The sequence below is a fragment of the Psychrobacter sp. NZS113 genome (assembly GCF_015864825.1).
Classification (GTDB): domain Bacteria; phylum Pseudomonadota; class Gammaproteobacteria; order Pseudomonadales; family Moraxellaceae; genus Psychrobacter.
In genome coordinates, this window is sequence record NZ_JADYWL010000005.1 from 181,438 (window position 1) to 207,135 (window position 25,698).

At 43.2% G+C, this 25,698-nt stretch carries 22 protein-coding genes; 9 read left to right on the top strand and 13 right to left on the bottom strand.

The window, feature by feature from the left end; translation table 11 throughout:
* Positions 1–378: 378 nt before the first annotated feature.
* The 6 genes from yajC to I6E61_RS09245 all read left to right on the top strand — a co-directional run bounded on the left by yajC (position 379) and on the right by I6E61_RS09245 (position 7,096).
* A complete protein-coding gene (gene yajC / locus I6E61_RS09220) occupies positions 379–705 on the top strand; it encodes a preprotein translocase subunit YajC (RefSeq protein WP_110922992.1) in 327 nt (108 codons plus the stop codon).
* Between the two features lie 318 nt (positions 706–1,023).
* A complete protein-coding gene (gene secD, locus I6E61_RS09225; RefSeq protein ID WP_197133585.1) occupies positions 1,024–2,901 on the top strand; it encodes a protein translocase subunit SecD in 1,878 nt (625 codons plus the stop codon).
* A gap of 9 nt (positions 2,902–2,910) precedes the next feature.
* Positions 2,911–4,170, top strand: a complete 1,260-nt coding sequence (gene secF, locus I6E61_RS09230) for a protein translocase subunit SecF (protein WP_197133587.1) — start codon at positions 2,911–2,913, stop codon at positions 4,168–4,170.
* Between the two features lie 306 nt (positions 4,171–4,476).
* Entirely contained in the window at positions 4,477–5,895 is a 1,419-nt protein-coding gene (locus I6E61_RS09235; RefSeq protein WP_197133589.1) for an MATE family efflux transporter, read from the top strand.
* A gap of 189 nt (positions 5,896–6,084) precedes the next feature.
* Positions 6,085–6,747, top strand: a complete 663-nt coding sequence (locus I6E61_RS09240) for an AzlC family ABC transporter permease (RefSeq protein ID WP_265091296.1) — start codon at positions 6,085–6,087, stop codon at positions 6,745–6,747.
* Positions 6,737–7,096 (top strand): AzlD domain-containing protein, encoded by a 360-nt coding sequence (locus tag I6E61_RS09245; RefSeq protein ID WP_197133591.1) that lies wholly within the window; start codon positions 6,737–6,739, stop codon positions 7,094–7,096. Before I6E61_RS09240 ends, I6E61_RS09245 begins: the two co-directional genes overlap by 11 nt.
* Positions 7,097–7,216: 120 nt before the next feature.
* Here the strand turns inward: I6E61_RS09245 and purF are convergent, their stop codons facing one another.
* The 9 genes from purF to I6E61_RS09290 all read right to left on the bottom strand — a co-directional run bounded on the left by purF (position 7,217) and on the right by I6E61_RS09290 (position 16,534).
* Positions 7,217–8,752 (bottom strand): amidophosphoribosyltransferase, encoded by a 1,536-nt coding sequence (gene purF / locus I6E61_RS09250; RefSeq protein WP_197133593.1) that lies wholly within the window; start codon positions 8,750–8,752, stop codon positions 7,217–7,219.
* A gap of 369 nt (positions 8,753–9,121) precedes the next feature.
* Positions 9,122–9,619 (bottom strand): CvpA family protein, encoded by a 498-nt coding sequence (locus I6E61_RS09255; RefSeq protein ID WP_110922998.1) that lies wholly within the window; start codon positions 9,617–9,619, stop codon positions 9,122–9,124.
* A 103-nt stretch (positions 9,620–9,722) separates the two neighbouring features.
* The gene (locus I6E61_RS09260; RefSeq protein WP_197133595.1) at positions 9,723–10,757 is read right to left on the bottom strand and encodes a quinone-dependent dihydroorotate dehydrogenase; all 1,035 of its coding nucleotides are present in this window, start codon (positions 10,755–10,757) and stop codon (positions 9,723–9,725) included.
* A 161-nt stretch (positions 10,758–10,918) separates the two neighbouring features.
* On the bottom strand, positions 10,919–11,479 hold the full coding sequence (locus I6E61_RS09265; RefSeq protein ID WP_227685751.1) for a hypothetical protein: 561 nt from the start codon (positions 11,477–11,479) through the stop codon (positions 10,919–10,921).
* A gap of 364 nt (positions 11,480–11,843) precedes the next feature.
* Positions 11,844–12,302, bottom strand: coding sequence for a histidine phosphatase family protein (locus I6E61_RS09270; RefSeq protein WP_197133597.1), 459 nt, complete (start codon positions 12,300–12,302; stop codon positions 11,844–11,846).
* Positions 12,303–12,386: 84 nt separating this feature from the next.
* Positions 12,387–13,682: an NAD(P)H-dependent glycerol-3-phosphate dehydrogenase gene (locus I6E61_RS09275; RefSeq protein WP_197133598.1), complete on the bottom strand. Its 1,296-nt coding sequence runs from the start codon at positions 13,680–13,682 to the stop codon at positions 12,387–12,389.
* 114 nt (positions 13,683–13,796) lie between these two features.
* Positions 13,797–14,441, bottom strand: a complete 645-nt coding sequence (locus I6E61_RS09280; protein WP_197133600.1) for a nitroreductase — start codon at positions 14,439–14,441, stop codon at positions 13,797–13,799.
* A gap of 211 nt (positions 14,442–14,652) precedes the next feature.
* Positions 14,653–15,753, bottom strand: coding sequence for a cell division protein ZapE (zapE, locus tag I6E61_RS09285; RefSeq protein ID WP_197133602.1), 1,101 nt, complete (start codon positions 15,751–15,753; stop codon positions 14,653–14,655).
* Positions 15,754–15,874: 121 nt separating this feature from the next.
* Positions 15,875–16,534 carry an alpha/beta hydrolase gene (locus I6E61_RS09290; RefSeq protein ID WP_197133604.1) on the bottom strand — a complete coding sequence of 220 codons (660 nt, stop codon included), beginning with the start codon at positions 16,532–16,534 and terminating at the stop codon, positions 15,875–15,877.
* A gap of 378 nt (positions 16,535–16,912) precedes the next feature.
* Here I6E61_RS09290 and I6E61_RS09295 point away from each other — a divergent pair, with 378 nt between their 5' ends.
* From I6E61_RS09295 to xseB, 3 genes are all read left to right on the top strand, one after another.
* Positions 16,913–17,281, top strand: a complete 369-nt coding sequence (locus I6E61_RS09295; RefSeq protein WP_197133608.1) for a hypothetical protein — start codon at positions 16,913–16,915, stop codon at positions 17,279–17,281.
* 235 nt (positions 17,282–17,516) lie between these two features.
* Complete coding sequence (gene xseA, locus I6E61_RS09300) at positions 17,517–19,061, top strand: exodeoxyribonuclease VII large subunit (RefSeq protein ID WP_197133610.1); 1,545 nt, start codon at positions 17,517–17,519, stop codon at positions 19,059–19,061.
* Positions 19,062–19,123: 62 nt separating this feature from the next.
* Positions 19,124–19,369, top strand: coding sequence for an exodeoxyribonuclease VII small subunit (xseB, locus tag I6E61_RS09305; protein ID WP_110923007.1), 246 nt, complete (start codon positions 19,124–19,126; stop codon positions 19,367–19,369).
* Positions 19,370–19,376: 7 nt separating this feature from the next.
* On the opposite strand, the gene pncB is transcribed toward xseB, so the two are convergent.
* The 4 genes from pncB to I6E61_RS09325 form a co-directional block, all read right to left on the bottom strand.
* Positions 19,377–20,603 (bottom strand): nicotinate phosphoribosyltransferase, encoded by a 1,227-nt coding sequence (gene pncB, locus I6E61_RS09310; protein ID WP_197133613.1) that lies wholly within the window; start codon positions 20,601–20,603, stop codon positions 19,377–19,379.
* Between the two features lie 225 nt (positions 20,604–20,828).
* A complete protein-coding gene (locus I6E61_RS09315; protein ID WP_197133617.1) occupies positions 20,829–21,713 on the bottom strand; it encodes an ATP-binding cassette domain-containing protein in 885 nt (294 codons plus the stop codon).
* Between the two features lie 79 nt (positions 21,714–21,792).
* Positions 21,793–23,748, bottom strand: coding sequence for a glycine betaine ABC transporter substrate-binding protein (locus tag I6E61_RS09320; RefSeq protein ID WP_197133620.1), 1,956 nt, complete (start codon positions 23,746–23,748; stop codon positions 21,793–21,795).
* Positions 23,749–24,025: 277 nt separating this feature from the next.
* Complete coding sequence (locus tag I6E61_RS09325; RefSeq protein WP_227685776.1) at positions 24,026–25,471, bottom strand: coniferyl aldehyde dehydrogenase; 1,446 nt, start codon at positions 25,469–25,471, stop codon at positions 24,026–24,028.
* Positions 25,472–25,698 lie beyond the last annotated feature (227 nt).

Below are 25,698 nucleotides of genomic sequence, written 5' to 3' on the forward strand. Positions count from 1 at the left end.
ACAGCCAATTATTGCCATTTGATAGTAGCACTGATGCTGATATTTCACAATAAGTCGCTTTTTTTAAGTCTTTGCTTTTTGATACCTTGTATTACGCTACTATTGCCTAATATCCACTAAATATCTGAAATTTGCTATAATCGCAGCACTTTTTCATTACTTACCGCATTGCAGTATAAATAACTTACGTGTTGTATTAGAAATACTATCATCAGAAATACTGTTATCAACAATACGGCCACTAGAAGTTATGACTGTTAGCTTGACAATTACCTTAAGAAAAACGTGTTCAGGCTATGATTAACAGTTACCAAGTCTGGGATTTTTTGTTACTATGCGTTTAATTTTATTATTATCCATGACTTACTGAGAGAAATTATGTTCTTATTCATTCAAGCTGCCCATGCTGCCGAAACTGCTGGTGCTGCGTCACTATTTGGTCAGATTCTACTGCCTGTTGCTTTTTTTGCGATTTTTTACTTCTTAGTTATTCGCCCACAGTCTAAGCGCACCAAAGAGCATCGTGCGATGGTCAATGCTTTGAGCGTTGGTAGCGAAATCATTTTTGCTGGTGGCTTAATGGGTCGCATCAAAAACCTAGAAGGCGACTACGCAGTGGTTAGCTTAAATAATAATACTGATATCAAAGTACAACGTGCTTCTGTTATCTCAGTATTGCCTGCTGGCACTATCGAAAGCATTTAATCATCAATCGTTTTTATGAATGATTGTATGATGGTCGTATCATCAGTAGATGTTATGACTAAAAATGACCGTACATTATTTACGGTCATTTTTCGCTATAAAGAAATGAGACAAAGCAGTATTGTAGATTGCTAGATAGTCTACATTTACTCTATTGAGTAGGTTGTTTTTATTTTTTGTTTTACTATCACCGCGGATGATCGCAATGGCACATGATGATGGCTTTATACGCCGCATTAAACCATTGCTATCGCTAACTTCCCATCTGCTAACTTGTGGCCTACGTCGCCAGTTGTTTATCAACTTAAAGAAGTGATTATGCAATATCCCGCTTGGAAATACTTACTTATTACCGTCGTGATACTCATTGCCGGTCTATATGCTGCCCCTAACCTCTATCCTGACGAGCCCGCTGTGCAGATTACGAGTGCTGCCGCAGGTACACAGCTGTCTGAAGAGATATTAACGCAGTCTCAAAGCTTACTCGAAGAAGCCGGTCTGAATAACCATGATGGCACATTTGAGGGCAATAGTGCGCTGGTTCGTCTTGACAATTCAGTCGATCAGCTAAAGGCGCAAGAAGTGCTACGTCAAAATTTGGGCGAAAACTATGTGGTCGCTCTCAACTTAGCACAGACAACACCGCAGTGGTTACGTGACATCGGCGCAAAACCGATGAAGCTTGGTCTCGATTTACGTGGTGGTGTGCGCTTTGTGCTCGAAGTCGATATGGACAAGGCACTTGAGCAGCGTTTGACAGGTGCTAGTAGTGACATGCGTCGCGAGCTGCGTGCTGAAAGCATTGCAGTCAAAGGTATCAAGACCGAAGATCAAAGCGTGGTACTACATTTCGCTGATACAGATACTCGTAACCGTGCACAGAACATCCTACAAGGATCGATGGGCACCACGTTTAGCTTGCAATCTTCTATTGATGATCAAGGTCCTGCATTACTCTTAGCATATAACGATGCGACACTCGACGAAATCAATAGCTATGCCGTCAACCAAAACTTAACGACACTACGTAACCGTATTGCTGAACTTGGTGTTACTGAAGCCTTAGTTCAGTCACAGGGTGCCAATCGTATCGTCGTAGAGTTGCCAGGTGTACAGGATACTGCAGAAGCAAAACGTGTTCTTGGACGTACTGCAAACCTTGAATTCCGTATGGTGGCAGAAGATGCCGACAACTATACAGGTGGCATTCCTCCAGCGGGTACTGAAGCGTTCCCGTTTGAGACACTAGATGGCCCGCCTGTATTGCTCGAACGTCAAGCGATTGTCAGCGGTGATAAAGTAACCAATGCTCAAACTGGCTTGGATGAAAGCGGTCTACCTGAAGTAAGTATTACGTTGGACACTGCGGGCGGCAAGCTCATGCAGAATGCCACTCGTACGGCTGTTGGTAAACAGATGGCTGTATTGTTCATTGAAAACAAGCAAAGAATCACTTATGAAGAAGACCCAGTCACTGGCGAGACTGAAGAGATACGTACGCCTTACGCTGAAACCAAGGTCATTAACCGTGCCAACATTCAAGCAGTACTAGGCTCCTCTTTCCGCATCACTGGGCTAGATAGTAGTGCTGAAGCCGCTGAGCTTGCACTGTTACTGCGTTCAGGAGCACTGGCGGCACCGATGTACTTTGTAGAAGAACGCACCATTGGTCCATCACTGGGTCAAGAGAACATTGAAAAAGGTTTATTCTCTACGCAAGTCGGCTATCTACTAGTCTTTGCGTTTATGATTATCTTCTATCGTCTGTTTGGTGTCATCGCTAACGTCGCACTGGCAGTCAACGTGATTATTATCATCTCTATCATGTCAATCCTAGGCTCATCACTTACCCTACCCGGTATTGCTGGTATTGTCTTGACCATTGGTATGGCAGTTGATGCAAACGTGCTGATCTTTGAGCGAATACGTGAAGAGATTGCAAACGGAGTACGGCCGAAGTCCGCTATCGTGGCAGGTTTTGACCGAGCTTTTAGTAGTATTTTCGATGCCAACATTACAACTTTATTGGTCGCATTTATCTTATTTGCGATTGGTACTGGTCCGATTAAAGGCTTTGCGATCACGCTAGCTATTGGTATTATCAGCTCGCTGTTTACGGCTATTCTGGTCACACGTGCGCTGGTACAAGTTGCTTATGGCAAGCGTAAATCCATCAAACGTCTGAGCATCGGTTAGGAGAACATTATGGCTATCGAGAATAAAAATCCTCTAGAACAGCAGAATAGTCCAGATCGAAATGGTTCAGGCGGCTCAAATGGCGATGGAAACAAAGCAAGCACGCGCCGCCGTAACAAACCACGCCGTGATGGTAAAGGTAGCAATACTAAGACCAACAACCCTACCACCGCGCAACCGAGTAACAGTAAAACTCGTCGCGGTGGCAAAGGGGCTGGCAAAGACAGTCAAGCACTGGCCACTCAAGCAACTGATCCTAACCTAACAACAGGGGATGCGGCAGATGATGCGGCAGCACAGGCTGAAGGTGGTATCAAAGCCATTGGCAACCAGCGTATCATTCCTTTTATGAAGATAGAAAAGCCGATGGCAATTTTATCTTTATTGATGGTCATTGGTAGTATCATTGCTATCGCCGTAAACGGTCTGAACTTAGGGCTTGATTTTACGGGCGGCGTCTCAGCAGATGTGCGTTATGAGCAGTCTGTTGAACAAGTTGATGTTGTCAATGCCCTAGCCGATAACGGTTTCGATGATGCTGTTGTACAGTATTTAGGAACATCACAAGAGCTTCTGATTCGCCTACCACCTCAGTCTGATAATGTTGATGGGCTAAATACCAGTCTGACCAAAGCATTGACCTTGGCTGATAATAGCGTTGAAATCAGTAACGTCAATATTATCGGTAGTCAGGTCGGTAGCGAAGTCTATTTAAACTCAGTGATGTCGTTAGCACTAGCGCTAGCTTGTATGCTTGGTTATGTTGCCTTACGTTTCCAATTCAAATTATCCCTTGGTGCAGTCATGTCGCTATTTCATGATGCGGTTGTCACTATTGGTGTGTTTGCCCTATTTGGCTTTCCATTCGACTTAACTGTGTTGGCAGCTATTTTGGCATTGATTGGTTACTCGTTGAACGATACCATTGTTGTTTATGACCGTATCCGTGAGAATTTCCGTCGCGTCCGCGGTATCACGCCGCGTCAGACTATCGACTTGTCTTTGACAGAGACGCTGCGCCGTACGATTATGACCATCTCAACGGTATTGTTAGTAGTATTAGCCATGCTATTCTTAGGTGGTGATGGTCTATACTGGTTCTCAGTTGCACTCTTCATTGGTCTAATTGCTGGTACTTACTCATCAACTTATATCGCAAGTTCGATTCCGTTACGTATGGGTCTATCTCGTGATGACTTTGTCGTAAAAGTAAAACCAGAGTTTGAAGAAGAAATCGTTACTTTTAACGATCCAAAAATGTTTGAATAAATGTTGAATGGTATTCAAACACAATGGTAGGTCGCTAGCTAGAATGTTATAGTCAGTCCAACATAAATTAGATACAGACAGGCGCGTAAAGTACTAATAGTAGACTGAGCAAGCCTGACACCTTATTTAATTTATATAATATTAGCTATAAAAATTGTCATAAATAACAGTAGTAACGTTTAAATCAAAGCACCTGACTCATGAATAATGAGTCTAGGTGCTTTTGTCTTTGTAGCTATGTTTGTCATAAACAGCAAATATGCTACGCTCAATCCTTGTTGGGTTTTAAGTATAAACGAGCCAAAAATGACTACCCCCATATCTAGTCCAATGCCACCCATCGATACCCGTTACGCACGTATTATCGCCATAGCTTTACCTGTATTATTGGCCAATCTTGCCATGCCGCTGCAAAGCGTTATCGATACAGCGATCGTCGGTAATATGAATGATACGGCTAAACTTGCTGGTATGGGACTCGCGATACAGTTGTTGTCGTTGTTGCTCGTCAGTTTTAACTTCTTACAATACGCATCGTCCGGACTGTCAGCACAAGCAATGGGACAACTGGCCAATCATACCAACAATGCTACAAACGGTACGGTAACGTCAGTTAATACAGCACCTTCACCCCTACTGTCTATCTTGCAACGTGCTTTGCTTCTGGCTTTTGGTATCGGTGCTATCTTGCTATTGGCAAAACCCTGGTTGATAGATTTTGGTTTACAGGCGCTATCAGCCAATCCAGATAGTGGACGTGCTGCACAGACTTACTTAGATGTTAGGTTTTGGGGCGTGATTGCTGAGCTGATGAACTTTGCATTTATTGGTTGGTTTGCAGGGCAAGGTAAAACTCGCTATATGCTGTATCAACAAGGTTTTATTGCCATACTCAATATTGTCCTGACTTTGCTTTTTGTTTTTACGATGAAAATGGGGTTGGTCGGTGTGGCGTTAGGTACGACCATTGCCTTTTGGTTTGGTGTATTACTGGCATTGTGGTTAAGTCGTCATCATCTACAAATATCTTGGCAGGCTTTGTTTACCGCTGATAAGCAATACTTTACTAAAGAGCGAATACTTAGGCTATTTTCATTAAATAAAGACATCTTCATTCGTACGCTTATTTTAACTTTGAGTTTTGCTTGGATTACTCGTCTCTCTGCTCAAAGCGGTGATGTCATACTGGCGGCCAATGCTATCTTACTCCAAGTCCTGAGTATCTCAGCCTTTGCCCTTGATGGTGTTGCGGTATCTGCTGAGACGTTAAGTGGTCAAGCGGCTGGGCGCAGAGATTGGCCACGTTTTCGTATTATTATCAAGCGCACAGGTATTGTTAGCTACGGACTTGCCATTGCCTTAAGTGCAATATGGTGGCTTGCAATGCCGACATATTTGGAATTTATGACCAATATCGAGACCGTCTTCACGCTGGCATATCACTACCATCTTTATGCCGTACTACTGCCCCTTGTCGGGGTCGGTGCCTATTGGTTAGATGGTATATTTTTTGGCTTAACGGCTGGTCATGTGATCCGTAATGCCGCTCTGATACTTGCCGTTATATTTTTTCCGCTCAGCTGGCTTCTCTATCAGCAGTGGGGCATGACTGGTATTTGGTTAAGTGTATGGTGCTTATTATTGCTTAGGCTAATTATTTTAGGTGGCTTTCTGTACCACGCGCATCAAACAGGCAGCTACGAAAAGCTACAGCCTGAACCTTAATGCTACTCTCAACTATATGCTATTGAATAACGTATTTTTATGAAGTGTTTGTAATATAGTCGGTTCAATATAATTTGAACACAAAGACAATTAGGATATTCCGTGACTACTCGTTCAAAAGAATTGCATCAGCCATATAAAATGAGCTATGACTGGGCTGAAGGCTTCAAAAGAAGTTTGCCCGTAGCAATGGGCTACTTACCTGCAGGGATTGCCTTTGGTGTACTGGCGCAAGTCGCTGGTATCCCTGTGTGGGCTATCATCATGCTCAGTATCGTATTATATGCTGGCGCTGCACAATATGCGTGCTTACCCATGTTGAGTGCTGGTTTGCCGATTGGTAATATCGCGACGAATATTGCGGCTATCAATTTACGCCATGTCTTTTATGGTATGCCATTATTGCAATATTTACCAAAAAACAAACTTGCCAAAACCTATTGTCTGTTTGCGCTGACTGACGAAACGTTTTCAGTCATGACCAGCTTGCCCAATGAGTCGCGACAGTCCTTGATACTACCAGTCAGTCTCTTTAACCAAAGTTGGTGGGTACTGGCCAGTACGATTGGCATCATGATTGGTAGTACGCTCAGTGATTTAGTACCTCACTTGGATTTCGCCTTGGTTTGCTTGTTTGCGATTTTGGCTTATGAGCAGTTTCAAAGTATCAAACGCTACTTCCCAATTGGCATTGCTGTAGTCTCTCTAGCAGCAGCCTCTTTATTTACGAGTAACTGGTTACTATTGGTCGCGATTACCATTTGTATGTTGTTGATTTTAGCACGTGGATTTTGGGTACAGCGAGGCATGGAAGAAAAAAGTGGTATGGCAGGAGAAACTGATGACCAGTAGTTATCTTATTTTCGCGACTTTTGCGATGGCCGCTGTTACCTTTATCACGCGCGCTCTGCCTTCCTTAATACCCAGAAAACTGTTAGACACACCTTGGTTGCATCGATTGAATGAGAGCTTACCGCTATCCGTTATGGTATTGCTCATTGTAACCAGCCTCTCTTATCAAGACCTGTCTGCGACCACGGCTCTAGATAGTGCCGAATTGCATCTATTGATGGCACAAATTGGTGCCCTACTTTTAGTCTTACTTATCTACCATATCAGCCGTCAATTATTAGTCAGTATGATTGTCGGTATTGCCGCTATTAATGGCTTATTATGGGTATTTACTAACTTTTTAGGCTAAAAACTCAGCGCTAAAAAACAGCGTTAAGTCATGTTTTAAATATAAAAAAGGCTGGATTCTTAATAGAATCCAGCCTTTTTTTAAGTGTGCTGTATAGAGCTAGCTAAGAAGGGTTGCTTCTTAAAGCTCTTCAACACCCATCATATCGACGGGGGTATCAGCCACTATTTGCACGCCTTTTTTACCTGTCTTAGCCGTGTCATTACGCTGCTCTTGTAGATGATCAAGATAGGCTTCATTGATTTGACCAGTGATATAGCAACCATTAAATACGGCACAATCAAAGCCTTCAACTTTGCTATGCTTGGTATCTTTTACTGCATCAATCAAGTCATCCAAGTCTTGGAAAATCAAGCGATCAGCACCGATGATTTCACGCACTTCTTCAACCGTATGACCTGAAGCAATTAGCTCGCTACGTACTGGCATATCGATACCATACACGTTTGGATACTTAACCGGTGGCGCAGCACTCGCAAAAAATACTTTATTGGCACCAGCGTCTCGAGCCATTTGAATGATTTCATGACACGTCGTACCACGAACAATCGAGTCATCGACCAACAGTACGTTTTTACCTTTGAATTCTAACGGCACAGCGCTGAGTTTCTGGCGAACAGATTTTTTGCGTTGTTGCTGACCTGGCATGATGAAGGTACGACCGATATAGCGGTTTTTCATAAACCCTTCACGGTACTTAACATTCATCTTAAGCGCCAACTCCATCGCTGAAGTACGCGAGGTATCTGGAATAGGAATAACCACATCGATATCGTGATCTTCGCCCCATTCATTCATGATCTTATCTGCCAGTTTTTCACCCATACGTAAGCGGGCTTTATAAACTGAGATATTGTCCATGATTGAATCTGGACGGGCAAAATAAACATACTCAAAGATACATGGTGTATATTCTTTTTGCTCTACGCACTGATGGGTATGTATTTTATGATCGAGGTCAATAAAGATAGCTTCGCCTGGTTTGACATCACGAATGATCGTAAATCCAGATCCTGTCAATGCGACCGATTCTGAAGCGACCATATACTCGGTGCCGCCATTTGGAGCCATACGCTTACCATAGATAAGCGGACGGATACCGTTCGGGTCACGAAAGGCAAGTAAGCCATGACCAGTAATAAGGGCGACAACACCATAAGCGCCTTCGACACGGCCATATACAGCCGTGACTGCTTCAAAGATATCAGCAGGCGTTGCTTTGGTTTTACCCAAATTCTGCATTTCATGGGCCAGTACGTTCAAGAGTACTTCAGAATCTGAATCGGTATTAAGATGGCGGCGATCTTCGATGTACAAAGACTTGGCCAAGCTCTCAGCATTGGTCAAATTACCATTGTGCGCAAGGGTAATACCATAAGGTGAGTTGACATAAAATGGTTGAGCTTCGGCACTGCTTGACGTGCCTGCTGTTGGGTAACGAACGTGACCGATACCGAATTTACCAACCAATTTCATCATATGACGATTCATAAACACGTCACGTACCATGCCATTTTCTTTACGTAGATAGAGTCGTCCATCTTGCAAAGTGACAATACCTGCTGCATCTTGCCCGCGATGCTGTAGCATCGTCAAACCGTCATAAAGTATCTGATTGACTGGTTCGTGAGCTGCAACTCCAATGACTCCACACATAATAGCTATATCCTATTTTGACCCATACATTAGTACTACAATAACGGCAAAAAATTAGACGGCACGCTATCTAAAATGCGTGCTGCCACTCACCGTCGACCTGATGATATTTACGAAACATTAAACAAGCATTTATCTTTTCAGTTTTCAAAAATAAGCATCCATAATTCACTGATGCTGATTTATGAACCTTAACTGCTATCAAAAATTATTTTTTCAAGAATGAATGTCGAATACGATGCTATTGATGCTATTGATGCTATTGATGCTATTGATGCTATTGATGCTATTGATGCTATAAAAGCTTGAATGGTAAAAAAGACATGATAGAAATCATAACGTTAAGTCTTAGAAATATAATCGACTATATTATGACTGATTGACTTGATCCCAAGCCATGCCAAGCACGTCTGATACCAATGCTTTACCCATCGGTGCATAAGGCATTAGCTCTGGTGCGAGCACTGAGGTTTGCCATTGCGGCATCTGGACTAATAGCGGCGCACTGACACTCAGAACGACTAAGACCATCAATACATTTTTAGCCGCACCAAGGACGCCGCCTGCCATCTTATCAACGATATCCAGACGTAAAGTCTTGAGCACCCCTGAAAATACAAACGCAACTGTATGCATGATGGCTAATATCACAATCACCACTAATAGAAATGCCATTGCCATCTGTAAGACAGGATTTTCTACGATACCTGCTAATTGAGGCGACACAACACCTGCCAGACGCGTAGCAGCGACCAGCGCAATCAACCAACCGACTAAGCCAATGGCTGTCTTAATCAGTCCTACTTGAAAGCCTCGCCATAAACCAACCAAGACAACGATAGCAATCACAATATCCAGACCACTCATTTTCTGTGCCTCATACTCTATAGTTTTTTATCAAGTATTTACTTAAGTGTTTATGACAAGGTTAATCTTTGAGCATTCAATTTATAATAGGTTGATGGACAGTCTAGCTTTCCATGGCATCATAATAACCACCGATTGCCTGAATACAAGACTGTACCAATCCAGGTCCACGATAGATAAGCCCTGTATAAAGCTGTACCATGTCTGCGCCGGCCTGAATCTTCTTGACGGCTTTAGCACCGCTATCGATACCACCGACACCGATCAGCGCGACCTTACCATCCAACTGATCAGAAAACTGTTGTAAAATCTGAGTACTAATATGGCTCACTGGACGACCAGATAGACCACCCATTTGATCACCATCACGTAAGTCTTCTACGCCGACACGGCTAAGAGTCGTATTGGTCGCAATCAAACCATCAATCTCAAAATCTATCAGCTGCTGTGAGATATAGTCTACTTGTAGAGGCTCTAAATCAGGGGCAACTTTCAGTACCAATGGCACATAAAAACCATATTCGGTCGCCAATTGGCTATGACGGTTTTTGATGGTATCTAAAAGCTGAGTCAATGCTTCACCACTTTGCAAATCACGTAAGTTTTTGGTGTTTGGCGAAGAGATATTAACAGTGATATAAGAGGCATGCGGGTAAGCACGCTCTAAACAATAGACGTAATCATCTGCTGCCTGCTCTACTGGCGTATCGGCATTTTTACCAATATTAATGCCAATATTGCCTTTGTATTTGCAACGTTTGACATTTTCGATTAGATAATCGACGCCTTGGTTATTAAAGCCCATACGGTTAATAATGGCATCTGCTTGCTTTATTCTAAACAATCTTGGCTTATCATTACCTATCTGTGGCCTCGGTGTGACCGTTCCTACTTCTATAAAACCAAATCCTAACTCAGCCAAGGCATCAATATAATCACCGTTTTTATCCAATCCTGCGGCTAAGCCTACTGGATTAGAAAACTGTAAACCCATACAGTCTGTAGGCTGCATCGACTGACCGTACACCAAACCTAACACACGCGCTTTATGAGCTTTATCCAATAAGGACAAGGTCATCTCGTGGGCGTGCTCGGGATCCATCTTAAAGAAAAAAGGACGAAGTAAGGCATAAGACATAGTAATGACAGACCCTGCTAAAAAGAAATAGTGAATGAAAAGTGCGAATGAAATCAGGCGCTGCGATTATATCAGCTTAACAGAAATAAGAGCAAAGTTTCATACGGTAAATTTCTATATTAAAACCACAGCCTAATAGATAAGTAACGACTAACGGACTATCAAGGCACAGGACGACCATCCGTTAGTGCTATCCAACCACGTACGATACGGTATAGATGCCAGACAAAGGTAAATATCATAATTAAAAAACCAAATGCGGCTAACAGTAACGAGCCAATAGCGATATGATCACTATCAGCCAACATGCTGACACCAAAGCCACCCAAAGCAAAAGTTATAATCATAATACCAATGACAAATAAAACAATGCTGTACCAAAAAGTCTTAATCTGCCAATCAAAATGTGTGGCCAGCCATGTTCCATCTGCATCGTGACGCTTGGCATAGTTCATCACAATCGGCACAATCCACAATAACCCAGCAGTGAAATAGCTAATCACGTATAAAAAATAAGTAATGTGGTTATAAGTGGTGAGAGAACGGCGCTTGTCGTTATTCATACTGTCGCTCATCGTATTATCTTGTCGTTGCTGAGACACACTATAATTAGACCGCTCATTATTAAAACTAGCCCCACCTGATTCATGATGACTGTTATCAGCTGTTTTCGTCTGTTTTTGCAAAGGATCATCAGAATTGTGATTAGGAGAATAATTCATAGTAAAGTTCCATAATTAACAGTAACTAATCACTATTTGATGGTAGCAAACGAGCTGCTTTTCAATGAGTCTCATGATAAACAGTGATTTGAGAGCGATGTATTCATAATACCTTGTTGGAATATAACGCATGCTCATAGAACATATTGGTATAAAATAGTGAACGTTTGTCTTTGAGTGGGCTTATTTGCTCTGAATTCTTTTAAGAGTTTGTGATGGATATTGCTTTGCGTATCGGTTTTATGTTCATCATGAACTACTGGCATAAACAGAGTTTTTTTGAACTTTCGTATGATACGGCCTAATGGGAAACATGGCACCAATGATTTATTAATAGCCTGAAAAAGCCAATGAATAAAGAGCCTTAGTAAGGCTGCTCAGGTACAAAGCGATTGATCTCAGTTGCCATCCCCATCATCACAAACTCCATCTCAAACACTCTGGCTTCTGCCAAAGAAAACGACTCAGGATAATCACCTGTGAGTAGACTAGCGATATAAGCAACGATAGACATATGACACACAACGACCAAACACTCGGCTTCAATATTAGCCAAATCTATGAGAGCCTGACGCGCATCATCAGAAGGAGTAATGTTTTTTAATACGACCGATGGTACTGTAGGTGCTCTCGACTGAAACTCAGCTAGTGTCTGCTGCGCTCTGTCGTAAGGGCTGACGACAAAGTAATCGGGATTGTAATGAGTCGTCACATACTCTGCCGTTTGTATGGCTTGCTGTTGACCAAAATTCGTTAACTGGCGCGCGCTGTCTGGGCGCGATTCATCTTCTGCTTGACCATGACGAACGAGTATAATTTTCATAACCTTCCTTTATGCATTGTCATGATGACGTTGTTTTTAGAATAACCACTCTTGAAACAACGTCATCATTTAACATTGGGGTTTTTATTTACTGTCAGTATCGCCACTTTTATCATCAGTGCTGTCGCTTGATGTCTTCATTTGCGCGGTAAGCGCTGCATTGCTGTGGTCATGCGCCATAACAAATTCGACATCACTGCGGAACCCTGCTTCCATGAGATGCAATGCCACACCCAATGCTGCTTTATCTTCATAAATAACTGCATAAAGCGCATGCGTAATAGGCATGTAAATACCATCTTTGGTGGCTTTCTCATGCACTTGCTGAATGGTGTTGACCCCTTCAGCCGTCTGACCAAGTTTTTTCACTGCTGCATCGATGCTCATACCACGGCCAAGCATATTGCCGATACGGTAATTGCGACTCAACTCTGAGCTACAAGTGGCGTATAAATCACCAACGCCAGACAATCCTAAAAACGTCAATGGATTCGCACCCGCTTCCACGCCAAAACGACTCATCTCTGCTAAGGCACGAGTCAATATCATCGCTTTGGTGTTTTCACCGACATCGTAGGCCGCTGCCATACCCATTGCAATCGCATAGATGTTTTTGAGCGCACCGCCTAGCTCAACACCTTTGACATCATCACTGGCAAACACCCGAAAGAATGCACTGTGTAGCGCGGCTTGTACTGCATGGCGTAATGGCTCAGACTCACTAGCAATCACCGTAGCAGACGGCATATTCTTCATGATTTCTATTGCAAGGTTTGGCCCTGACATGACGCCAAAATTCACTTCTGGCAAAACCTCTTTAATAATATCACTCATCATTGCAAAGGTGTCTTTTTCCATCCCTTTGGTCAATGACACAATAGACTGTCCACTGATAAATGGCGCAATATTTTTTAAGGTTTCACGAAATGCCAAACCTGGCACAGCAATAAAAATAATATCTTTGTCTTTGACTGATGCCGCCAAATCATGGCTGTATTTGAGACGATCATCAAGCTTATAACCTGGCAAGTATTTTTTATTGGTTTGGGTCTTTGCCATCGCTTTTACAGTGCGTTTATTACGTACCCATAGTGTGGTATCACAGCCATTGCGTGCCGCCAAATTTGCCATTGCCGTACCAAAACTGCCCCCACCTAAAAATGCCAAACGCAGCTTGGTAGGATTACTGTGAATATCCGCCATGTTTTTTGCCACTGCGGACTCTACCGCACTAGGATTCAGCTTTTTACGGCCAATACCTGATTTGGTTGCACGCTCGATGATACCTGCCAGCAGACTGTTTTGCTTTTCTGGCGTATTCTTATCTGTTTCGCTATTTTCGTGACTGGTTTTTTTATGGCTATTATTGGGGCTGGTCATATTCTTTTATCCATGTTGACTGACTTATTATTAATAGAACGTATCATGACTTAGGCATTTTGGGTGCTGAGGCTATCTTGTTTTTTTGGCTAATATGGATGAGGCTCAGAGTCACTATGACTCAAACCGAACCAGCGACTCAATATCAATGGCTTTACGTGGTGCCTCGTCTTTAGGACTGGTACCAGTATAAACAAAAGCCGTGACATAATCATCTGGACCGACATCAAAGTAGGCTTTGACAGCTGGTTCGTTACACAACAATCCAGTACGCCATACCGTACTAAACCCTTGTGCTTTTAACGCCAAAATAAGATTTTGAACAGCCGCACCAGCACTTAGCATTTGCTCAAAAGGAGGAACTTTTTTGTGCGCTTGTATTTTGGTAACGACAGTAATAATCATAGGCGCACGTAAAGGCATATTATGAGCTTTTTCAAGGTCTTTTTTAGACAGCTCTTCTCCTTCTTGCACCGCTTTCGCTTGGGTAGCTTCTGCTAAAGCGTTACCTAGCTCATGACGAGCATCGCCTTCAGTGACGATGAAACGCCATGGTTGGAGCTTCTTATGATCTGGTGCTGTTGCCGCACATTCAATCGCTGTTTCGACCTGCGCATGCGTGGGTGCTGGTGCATCCAGATTCCCCATGCTACGTCGTGAGTTGATCCAACCAATCATTTCTTCACTAGTAATTGGCATATTATCAGTGGTTACGTCTTTGATAGACAGTTTTTTATCATTGTTGTCAGATGTCGTCATTATCGTTCCTTATTTATTATTATTTTTCGTTCAGAAAACTCATACTTTTATTTGTACTTAATACTGTCAGGCAGTGCTCAATACCGAATGAATCCATGTCAGCCAGTATTGAGTGGTGTGATTGGGAAATATTAAATGTCATGGCTTAGATACTAGTGCTTAAATGTTATTGCTTAGATGATACGACTATAAGAAGGCCTCAACTGTACAGCTAGGCAGCAACTTCTACACGATGTTCCATGCGCAAGTAATCTTCCGATTGCATCTCAAGCAAGCGCGAGCGTGTGCGCTCAATCTCGAACGCTAGCTTTTCTCCTTGGTACAAATCCAAGATAGACTGTTCTGCTCGCACCAACAGTTTTACACGGCGATCATAAAATTCATCGACCAAGTAGATAAAACGGCGCGTCGGATCACGTAAGTCATCATCTAATGCTGGCACGGCATTGACCAATACCGTATTGAACTGCTTAGCGATTTCAATAAAATCAGATGCCGAACGTGGCTCCATACACAAATGACGGAAATCGCAAAATAGAATATCTTCGGTGCGAGCATTGATTCTGATTTCGCGTCCGTTGATGGTAATCGGCTCATTACTGATTTTCTGATTATTAGACAAGCTAGCAAAACGGTTGGCTAACCAATGATGGTTGGCTTTGGTCATAGGCGACTCATATAGCTCTGCCTGTTGTAAAACGCGCAAACGATAGTCAATACCAGAGTCGATGTTCATCACTGTGGTATGGCGTTCAACTTCAGCAATAGCTGGCATAAAACGGTCACGATGCAAACCATCTTTATACAGTCCCGACGGCTCAATATTCGAGGTAGCGACCAACGTGATACCACGGTTGAATAGCATAGTGAACAAATCGCCCAAAATCATGGCATCAGAGACGTTGGATACAAAGAATTCATCAAAACAAATAATGACTGCCTCTTCATAGATAATATCAGCCACTTTCTCTAATGGGTCACTCTCGCCTTGTAGCTTGTGTAGCTCTTGATGCACACGTTGCATAAAGTGATGAAAATGCAGGCGCATCTTGCGGTCAATGGTCAATGAATCGTAAAACATGTCCATCATCCATGTTTTACCACGACCTACGCCGCCCCACATATACAGGCCTGTGGGTGCTACAGGCTTAGCTTTTAAAAAGCTAAAAAAGCTTTTCTTTTGTGGCGCACTATTGATGAGCTGATGATATATCTCATCAAGATAGCTCATGGCCTTGAATTGTTGCTCATCTTGAGTAAACTCATCTGTACTGACGGCTTGCTCGTAACGTTGCAATGGAGATAAACTCATAATACGACTCATCATTAGAGGAAATAAATAGTAAGGTAATAATTAGTTCTGCGTGAACTCATCAAAATGGGGCGACCAAAGCTCATGAATTAATAGCGGATTTCATATCAATTGATAATGGCTATGTATTGCTATCAGAAGTATGCTTTTCTAATAGGCCCTTTAATTCTGACAAGCGTCCGTGAAAAAAGTGACCTGCCCCGTCCACAATGCTCACAGGAATACCCAGTCGATCAGCAAATTCCTGCATATTATCAGGGTCAATGACTTCATCCGCATTGCCATAAATCTCAAAGGTTTTATCAGCAGGCAAGCTAATGTCACTGCTGTCGTTTTTTTCAACCGACGGTGCGATTAACGCAACGTTTGACACTTCAAAGTCACTTAGCCCCCATATATGGGATGCCTCGATTACTTGCTCAGCCACACGCGCTGTCACATAACCACCAAAAGAAAAACCACCAAGCCATAACTTGCGTGCATTGGTCTGCTCAGCAATCCATTGTAGCACGGTCATTGCATCCACCACTTCCCCTTCAGCATAATCATGCTCACCAGTTGACTGCCCTACGCCGCGAAAGTTAAAACGCACGACATGCATCCCATTGTCACGGGCAAAACGATACATGGTCGTGACTACTTTGTTGTTCATCGTACCGTCAAATAGCGGATTTGGATGGCAAAGTAATGCCACGGTATCGGTGTTTGGATCGTTAGGGTTATCTTGTTGCCATAGTGCGTCAACTTCTAGCACGCCAGCAGGAGCAGGAATCAATTGCATACAATTACTTATTAATTAAGAGTGAATGGCTCAATTATCCTAGATATGGTTTTTATTTCAAGTGATTTGCTGTGACCAAGGACGGCTTTTTTAAATTTTTGACGAATGATGCATGGCTAGCATTGGCTGTATCCATAATATCAGGGTGTATGCTCATTTTAAAAGTGGTGATAAAAACGAGATAGATTATAGCCAAATAGAGAAAGTAGTTATGAAATGTCCCCGCAATATAGAACACAAGAACCGCCTAGACAGCCAAGAGTCGAATAGGTTAGATTCATAAGAGTTATAGAGCAAAACATTAGTTGATATATTGCTCACACAATATCTGCTTAACATTGATATTTATGTTCGACTGACAGGGATTGAAAACCACTTATGAATACTTCTAATAAAACTGCTACCTTGACCGCGACTATGGCTGCGGCACTCGCCTTGAGTGCTTGCCAAAGTATACCTTCGTCACCCGTCATACAGCGCGCCAACTCTATTTATGAGACCACTGGCATCGCAGAGACCAAAGTAAAAGCACAGCAAAATGCGATAGACAGCGCGCAAAAAACCTGCCAAAGCAAGCAAGTCATTATTGTCGATGATACAGTGACTTATAACGGCATTTTAGATGAACGTACTGGCCGTATGGTTGGACAAGTGGGTGCGGTCGTCGGGTCAATTTTTGGCACAGGCTCACCAGAGTTGTCACGTGATGACGACTACGAATATATGATTAATTTCCGCTGCCAATAAAGTCAGCATCATCAAAAAATAATTACTATTTAGTATTTGGCCAGTAATTCTGCGATAAGATTAATATATTATTCTTATCGCAGAATTACTGGCTTCTCTTTTTGTGTGTACGCTTTTGGGGTAAACTACCCTAACTAACACACAACAGCTTCTAGTCAATCTAATAAACAATCTGTCTATAAAAAATCAATAAACAACTTGCTTTTAAGCTTTCATCATCTTCGGTCTACTATTTATGCGCAAACCCAATCTTTCAAGTATCAAACAAGCGAAAGTGATAACGCCTGCTAAAGATTTGGCGACTTTAGAGGCCGAACTGGCTGAGCAAGAAAACAACCTTGAGGTCAACTTAGAAGATACCGTATTGCGTCTGAGCGACTACTTATCAGCGGTTGATATGGTGATCAAACAGACCTTTAATCACCGCGTATGGGTAAAAGCAGAGATTCGTAACCTGTCTAGCAAAGGCGGACATTATTACTTTGAACTGGCAGAGAAAGACGATGACGGTAAAGTTATTGCCAGCTGCCGTGGCAATCTTTGGCGATTTAAAGCGGCACGTGTCTTAGCAAAGTTTGAGCGCGCAACGGGTATGCCACTCGATCGTGATTTGACGGTTTTATTAAAAGTATCAGCAGGTTTCCATGCGCAATATGGCTTCTCACTCACTATTGAAGACATCGACCCTAGCTATACTCTAGGTGATCTGGCACGACAATATGCGGAGATGGTCGACCGTCTAACAGGCGAAGGCTTATTGCATCTCAATCAGCAACTGCCTGTCCCGTTTGATATAGAGCATGTCCTTGTCATTGCGCCTGAAAAAGCCGCTGGGCTAGGAGATTTTCAAGCAGATGCTGATCGCTTAGCAAGTACGGGTGCTTGTCACTTCCATTACCATAACGCCACTTTTCAAGGCAATCATGCGCCTGCGGAGATTCGTCAAGCCATCGTTAGTGCTCAACAGCAATTCTATGACACATATCAGCGACTACCAGATTTATTAGTCATTATTCGCGGCGGCGGTGCCGTTGGTGATTTGGCCTATCTCAATGATTATGAACTGGCCGCTTTAGTCGCTGAGCAGTCGATGCCTGTATGGGTGGGTATTGGGCATGAACGTGACAAAGTCATCTTAGATGAAGTCGCGCACACAAGCTTTGACACGCCCTCGAAAGTCATCGCTGCGATTAGCAGTCATTTGGCGCAACTCGTCTCTCAGACACTACAGTATCAAGCGCAAATCAAACAAGCCGCTCAGCGTCAACTGAATACTGCCGAGCAGCAAACATCACGACAGTTGAGCCAAATACAGTCACAAACGATTGGACAGCTAACGTCCTTGAGAAAAGACAGTGATTATGCATGGCGCAATATTCAGCAAAGCGCACAGCGCCAAGTAAAGCAAGCCATCAGACTGACAAGCGAGCTGCATGTACAAACACAAACCTCTGCCGATCAGCAGTTAGTAACCGCTGCTACTTATAGTCAGAATCATCAGAAATCTGTTATGCAGAGTGCTCAGCAACAAGTCGTACAAGCACAGCGTGACAGTGAGCTTCTACGTGACATTGTGCTACTGCATAGACCATCTCGTGTGCTTAAGCAAGGTTATACCATGCTGACTGACACAAAAGAAAAGCAGATACTGACCAGTAGCACCCAGTTATCTCCTGAGCAAACTGTGCATATCATCCTAAAAGACGGCAAAGCAAAAGCGCAGATTATTGATGTCAATACGAATCAAAAAGCGTCGGAAACCTCAGACATTCCAACTTAACGACATAATAATATCTAACGATTACCCATCTATTTATCTTACCTTTAAAATTAGGAAACTTTATGACTACCCCTACTCGTCGACGTAAAAAAGCCGCCCCAAAAACCTTTAAGGCGGCTTATGATATTTTAAAAACCAATGCAGCTGAATTACAGCAGCAAGACGAGCCTGACATTGATAATTTGATGACAACAGTTGAAGAGTCGATTGCGGCTTATCGCGTGTGCGAAACCCGTATTAATGCGGTACAACAAGCACTAGATGCCGCCTTTGCTGAAGACGTTAAATCTGATGAAGTAGACAGCTAAGTTACACTTACTCCGGTTCATCCACCTCAAAGACTTGGCGAAGATAGGCAAGATACGTGTCATTATTGATCATGGTCTTGCCTGGGCTATCAGAGAGTTTAGCCACTGGTTGCCCGTTACACTCAACCAATTTGAGCACAATATTAATCGGTGTGATACCCATATCATTGGTGAGATTGGTGCCAATACCAAAGCTGGTTCTAATGCGATCCTTAAAGTATTGATGCAGCTCCCAAGCCTTGTCAAGATTCAAACCATCACTAAAGGTGAGTATTTTAGTTTTTGGATCTATCTTTAACTTCTCATAATGAGCAATCGCTTTATCACCCCAGATATAGGGGTCACCGCTATCATGACGTAAGCCGTCGAATAGCTTGGCAAAATACAAATCAAAATCTCGTAGGAATGCATCCATCCCAACGACATCGGTCAATGCAATACCCAAATCACCACGATACTCATGCACCCATGCTTCAAGCGCGGCTTTCTGTGAATCACGTAAACGCACATCTAGTGCCTGAAATGCCTGCATAAACTCGTGCGCCATGGTACCGATTGGCGTCATACCTAATTTCTTTGCCAGATAAACGTTGGATGTGCCACTGACTATTTTTGGTTCAGCGTGATATAACGTCTGCACCACATGCGCTTGCCACGCCTTGCTAAAACGTCTACGAGTACCGAAATCTGCGACAATAAACGGTGGCGTATCACCGTTTTCTTTCGTCTGCTCTACTGCATATTGATGCAACAGTGCGACTTTTTCATCTAGTCTACGCTGACCTTCTTTAATGACAGTATCACTTGATAACGCATCAAAATATAGTTCATTGACAATGGCTAAGACGAATACTTCAAAAAACATCGCTTGAATCATCGGCCCTTCAATATCGATAAACAAGCGACCTTCTGCATCGGTACTGACAGTGATAAAACGACGTTTGAGTTTAAACAGCTCTAGATAATCAACGAAATCTGAACGCATAAAACGTAAACTGCGCAAGTAGTCCAACTCGTCTTCTAAAAATCGCAGCTCACACAGACTATCTAGCTGTTTCTCTAGTTGTTCTTTAATATCAGCCAGTGGATAGACAGTATCTTCATTATTACGGCAGCGAAAGCGGTAAACACCATGCGTTTGTGGAAACTGATGCAGCATGGCTTGTAACATAGTAAATTTATACAAGTCGTTATCAAGTAACGAGGTAATAATAGGTGCATAGGTAGCAGTCATGCTATGGCCTTAAAAAACACAAAAATAAGAAATAAACGCCACCTAATACTCAAAGCGACATCATATGCGAATAATAATAGATGAAGAGTCATTAACAAGCCGTCAAGTATAACGAAGTTTGCCGTTTATTTCAGAGTTCGCGATTAATTGCAGCAGAATTACTACGATTACTCACATCTTTCATTTAAATATCGCACAAACCTATCAATAAATATTGAATATGCTTTACGCTTTAGCACGCATGAACTGTGCGACATAGTCATCCGCTGGGTTGTGGCGTAAGTCATCGGGCGTGCCCGTTTGCACTAAGCGTCCACCATTTAAGATACTGATACGCTGACCGACTTTAACCGCTTCATCTATGTCATGAGTGATAAAGACAATAGTCTTGTGTAGCCGCTCTTGTAGCTCAAGTAGTTGGTCTTGCAATTGAGCACGAATAAGTGGGTCAAGTGCAGAGAACGCCTCATCCATCAGTAAGATTGGATTATCAGTTGCCAAAGCACGCGCCAGACCCACACGCTGCTGCATGCCGCCTGACAGCTCATCCGGATAGCTATGCTCTAGGTTAGGTAATCCCACCTCATTTAGCCAATACCGTGCAACCTCGTGGCGCTCTTTGGTACTCATTTTTCGCACACGTAAACCGTAAGCGACGTTTTGCATAACCGTCATATGCGGCACAAGGCCAAAGTGCTGAAAGACCATACTGACGGTTTGCTGGCGATAATGTTGCAGCTCCTTATCATTCAGCTCTAATACATTGATAGCAGCAGATGGTTTTTGAGTAGCAGCAAGTGCATCGTCATCTGTGATAGTGGTCTGCGCATCGATACTCGTATCGACCCATATCTTGCCACTGGTTGGATCGATTAAGCGATTGATATGTCGTATCAATGTTGATTTACCAGAGCCTGACAGCCCCATAATACAATGTAGCTCGCCCGCTTTAACGTTTAGATTAATATCATATAGCCCAACCGAATAGCCCGTTTGCTGCTTTACCGCAGCACTATCCATGCCTTCAGCCAATAATGCCATCACAGACGTCGCTTGCGTACTGCTGGCATTATAAATCTTACTGATATTTTCTAGCCGGATATGATTCATTGTGGTTCTCGCTATTGGTATTTTTTATTATTTTCTCTTTAAATATTGATCGTCATTACCTATATGATTGGACAGACTACTAACCAATGGATTGTCTGCTCGCGTCAATCGTTTTTTGACGGGCACGCTTACCTTGACCAAATGCCTGCGTAATACGATCAATAATAATAGCCACGATGACAATCGCCGTACCAGCTTGTAAGCCTTGACCGATATTAAGGGTTTGAATAGATTGCAAAACATCTTCGCCAAGACCAGGTGCGCCAATCATAGAAGCAAGCACCACCATAGATAGCGACATCATCACTGCTTGATTGACGCCCGCCATGATACTAGGCAATGCTTGTGGTAACTTAATCCAGATGAGTAGCTGCAAATGTGTGCTACCAAATGAGCGCCCCGCCTCTACCATCTCATGATTGACTTGCGTAATCCCTAATGTCGTCAAACGAATCAATGGCGGCAGTGCATAAATAATGGTGGCAAACAATGCAGGCACTTTACCAATACCAAACAACATGAGTACTGGTATAAGATAGACAAAGCTGGGCATGGTCTGCATGACATCCAGTATCGGTGTGACAACCTTGCGGAGCAGCTGACTGCCTGCCATCGCAATGCCAATAGGAATACCAATTACCACGGTGACCAGTACTGATACGATGAGCAGTGCAAAAGTATCAATCAATGCACCCCATAGTCCAAATGCACCAATCAAAAACAACCCTGCACCACATGCCAGCGCAAACCAAACCTTACGCACACCAAACCAGCCCAACACTGTGACAAGCGCAATAATCAGCCATGGTGGAATGACCGTTAATAGGCGCTCAATGGGTAGCAATAAATAGGTTAATGCCATCGTACTGATGCTACGAAATACGTCACCGTAATTTTGAACAACGCTTGCCAATGTGTTATTGAGCGGTGTCTCAAGTGACCATGAGGGGAAGCTTGATGCGAGGCCGAGCTGGTTCTCACTGGCAAAGTTATCATTGGCAGAGTTATTATTAACAGCCGTATTGTCGATAGCATCGCCTGTTAAGCTGATACCTAACTTCGCCGCAAGATTGGTAGCAGCCTCGTCAGATAACCATTTTTGCCAAACGTTTGGGTTTTCACGCAAAAACAGCAATGCTTGCTCCTCTCCGCTACGTTTGCTTTCACTCATCTCTAATATAGCGCCGTTGAGCTCATCAGAACTAAACTGTATTTTTTTGAAGACATCCGCCAGCTCTGGATTAGACTCAATAAATGGCATAGAGACTGCAATACCTAAAGGCGATACAGGGAATCCAGAGACACAATCCATAGTGCCATCTGCTAGTAACAAATCCTGCCAACAGGCATCGTTATGGGCAGGAAAACCTAATGGCGCAAAATCATACTTTGCCATCAGGCCCGTAGGCTGCCAGTAGTAAAATAAGAGTGGCTTATGCTGCTCAAAAGCCGATGAAATCTCGGCATCAAGCGCAGCACCTGTGCCAGGGTGAACGTTATTAAAAACACCGTCTAAACCTGTATTTTTGAGCAATCGTGTATTGAATATCTCGCACGTCCAACCAGTTGGACAGTTCATAAAGCGTGATTGACTAGGATCTTCAGGATCTTTAAACAGCTCAGTATATTTAGGCAGATCCTGATAACTGCGTAAATCTGGGTTTTCTTCTAATACATATTTAGGAACATACCAACCTTGGGTTGCACCGCCCTTAAGCGTATCGCCAATGATTGCTACCTTATTCTGCTCAACGGCCTGCTCCATGATTGGTGAGCGGCCAACCCACTGCTCCCCGATGACTTGAATATCGTTCTGTGACAGCGCAGTATCAAGCGCAGGACCCGCGCCTGGTACTTCTTCGACTTTACAACCGTAACCCTCTTCAGCGATGTACTTGAGCACCCCTGAGGTAAACTGACCACTCTCCCATGTCAGCGCGCCAAATTTAATCGGCGACTCGCAAGCTGCTGACGCCGACACTGGCACTAACAGCACGCTCATACAGAGTAAGCTTAACGCAATCCATTGGCGCATGGGGTGTCCTATTAATAATTGATACGGCACTAAGATGACACGATACTTCTGTCTAGACTTATAACAAAGTGTAGCGACTTATCAGACTGATGACAAATGCTTATTTTTTGGTTATTCAGCTCCATTGTCACTCTGCTAATAGTACGAAGAATAGCAATTAAATCTTATCAAATGACTTATATTTTTGACAAAAAAATAGCACCTACTTAAGTAGATGCTTTTTTACTATCATTAATAGATAGCCAATAGCCCTTGCAAGACTGTTGCTTTAAAAACACTATTTCAAAAACAGTGCCATGGCTTTTTTGAACAAGCCTCCATAAGGTGGTAGTAATAGATTCAGACCGTTTAGTTTAGATTGTACAAACACTGGTTTCATATGGCTTAAACGCTCAAATCCAGCCTTGCCATGGTAAACACCAGTACCTGATTCACCGACACCGCCAAACGGCAAATCATGCTGAGCCACATGTATCAGAACTTCATTAATACATAGACCACCAGAGACCGTGTTGTTACGCACTTTTTCGATACCACCATAGTTATCACCAAAAATGTATAAGGCTAATGGTCGTGGACGTGCATTTACAAACGCAATTGCATCATCAAGCGTCTCATAATGCATCAATGGCAGTATCGGTGCAAAAATTTCATTTTGCATGACCGCACTATCAGCCGCAGGCTCACTCACAATCACTGGCGGCATTAGACGCGTTTCGATATTGGCTTCAATAGCAGTAAGCGGATATATCTCGTTACCTGACAACGAATCTAGATAGCCTTTGACTCGTTTAAACTGGTCACCATTGATGATGCGAGAATAATCTGGATTGTTTTCAATATTAGGATAGTGTTTTTCCATCCATGCTTTTGCCAAACTGATGAACTGCTCATGGTGTTGACGCTGAATCAACACATAGTCAGGTGCAATACAGGTTTGACCAGCATTTAACGTCTTGCCCATCATCACACGATTGACCACAGACTCTAGATTGGCATCATCCAGTACAACCACGGGAGACTTGCCACCAAGCTCAAGCGTGACTGGTGTCAAATTAGGCGCCGCCGCTGCCATGACTTTTTTGCCCACTGCCGTTGACCCTGTATACAGCAGATGATCAAATGGTAACGAGCTAAATGCAGCAGCGATATCGACCTCGCCTAGTACCACACAAACCATGTCTGGAGAAAAATACCGCGCAACCGCATCCGCAAACGCTTGGGCAAATTGCGGTGCTGCTTCACTCATCTTAATCATCACCCGATTGCCCGCCGTCAACGCATCAATCAACGGCCCTACTGCCAAAAACAACGGGTAGTTCCAAGGCACCATGATACCGACGACACCTAATGGCTGCGGCTGGATTTCGTTGTGAGCAGGCATATACAAGGCTGAAATAGAAGCTCGCTGAGTTTTCATCCATTTTTTGCCGTGTTTTTTGGCATGGCTGATACCCGTAAAGCTCGGAAACAGCTCGGCAAACTGCGTCTCTGACTCACTGCGATAACCAAAATCTGCATTGATTGCCTTAGCAAAACTGACTTGATTATCGCTGAGCATGATCTCTAAGTTGTCGAGTTGCGTCTCACGCGTTGCCCAATCATTAATTGGCTTCGTCCGGCTGAGTGCTTGCAGATGTGTAAACTGTGCGTACATCTCATCGATAGTATTGGCGGTACTAAGCATTTTAGGCGCTCCTTGCGCTACTAGACTGGCATCCATTGAAGTCTGCTCACTGGTATTTTGGTTATTATCTGTCATTTAGCTTCCTTGTTGTATGTATTAGCGTCACTATACTATGTTGGGTTATAGCTTTTATATTGGGTTAAAGACTCTATATTTCTAGTCAAGGGATTGCTGCAATGGCAACCTCTAAACGACAAATAATCGTGAGCTTCCATTCATTACATTCTAATGTAGCGTAGTCAATAGCCAATGAACAGCAGATT

Coding starts and splice junctions, on each gene's coding strand:
- yajC (WP_110922992.1), top strand. CDS start 379: ATGTTCTTATTCATTCAAGCTGCCCATGCTGCCGAAACTGCTGGTGCT.
- secD (WP_197133585.1), top strand. CDS start 1,024: ATGCAATATCCCGCTTGGAAATACTTACTTATTACCGTCGTGATACTC.
- secF (WP_197133587.1), top strand. CDS start 2,911: ATGGCTATCGAGAATAAAAATCCTCTAGAACAGCAGAATAGTCCAGAT.
- I6E61_RS09235 (WP_197133589.1), top strand. CDS start 4,477: ATGACTACCCCCATATCTAGTCCAATGCCACCCATCGATACCCGTTAC.
- I6E61_RS09240 (WP_265091296.1), top strand. CDS start 6,085: ATGGGCTACTTACCTGCAGGGATTGCCTTTGGTGTACTGGCGCAAGTC.
- I6E61_RS09245 (WP_197133591.1), top strand. CDS start 6,737: ATGACCAGTAGTTATCTTATTTTCGCGACTTTTGCGATGGCCGCTGTT.
- purF (WP_197133593.1), bottom strand. CDS start 8,752: ATGTGTGGAGTCATTGGAGTTGCAGCTCACGAACCAGTCAATCAGATA.
- I6E61_RS09255 (WP_110922998.1), bottom strand. CDS start 9,619: ATGAGTGGTCTGGATATTGTGATTGCTATCGTTGTCTTGGTTGGTTTA.
- I6E61_RS09260 (WP_197133595.1), bottom strand. CDS start 10,757: ATGTCTTATGCCTTACTTCGTCCTTTTTTCTTTAAGATGGATCCCGAG.
- I6E61_RS09265 (WP_227685751.1), bottom strand. CDS start 11,479: ATGAATTATTCTCCTAATCACAATTCTGATGATCCTTTGCAAAAACAG.
- I6E61_RS09270 (WP_197133597.1), bottom strand. CDS start 12,302: ATGAAAATTATACTCGTTCGTCATGGTCAAGCAGAAGATGAATCGCGC.
- I6E61_RS09275 (WP_197133598.1), bottom strand. CDS start 13,682: ATGACCAGCCCCAATAATAGCCATAAAAAAACCAGTCACGAAAATAGC.
- I6E61_RS09280 (WP_197133600.1), bottom strand. CDS start 14,441: ATGACGACATCTGACAACAATGATAAAAAACTGTCTATCAAAGACGTA.
- zapE (WP_197133602.1), bottom strand. CDS start 15,753: ATGAGTTTATCTCCATTGCAACGTTACGAGCAAGCCGTCAGTACAGAT.
- I6E61_RS09290 (WP_197133604.1), bottom strand. CDS start 16,534: ATGCAATTGATTCCTGCTCCTGCTGGCGTGCTAGAAGTTGACGCACTA.
- I6E61_RS09295 (WP_197133608.1), top strand. CDS start 16,913: ATGAATACTTCTAATAAAACTGCTACCTTGACCGCGACTATGGCTGCG.
- xseA (WP_197133610.1), top strand. CDS start 17,517: ATGCGCAAACCCAATCTTTCAAGTATCAAACAAGCGAAAGTGATAACG.
- xseB (WP_110923007.1), top strand. CDS start 19,124: ATGACTACCCCTACTCGTCGACGTAAAAAAGCCGCCCCAAAAACCTTT.
- pncB (WP_197133613.1), bottom strand. CDS start 20,603: ATGACTGCTACCTATGCACCTATTATTACCTCGTTACTTGATAACGAC.
- I6E61_RS09315 (WP_197133617.1), bottom strand. CDS start 21,713: ATGAATCATATCCGGCTAGAAAATATCAGTAAGATTTATAATGCCAGC.
- I6E61_RS09320 (WP_197133620.1), bottom strand. CDS start 23,748: ATGCGCCAATGGATTGCGTTAAGCTTACTCTGTATGAGCGTGCTGTTA.
- I6E61_RS09325 (WP_227685776.1), bottom strand. CDS start 25,471: ATGGATGCCAGTCTAGTAGCGCAAGGAGCGCCTAAAATGCTTAGTACC.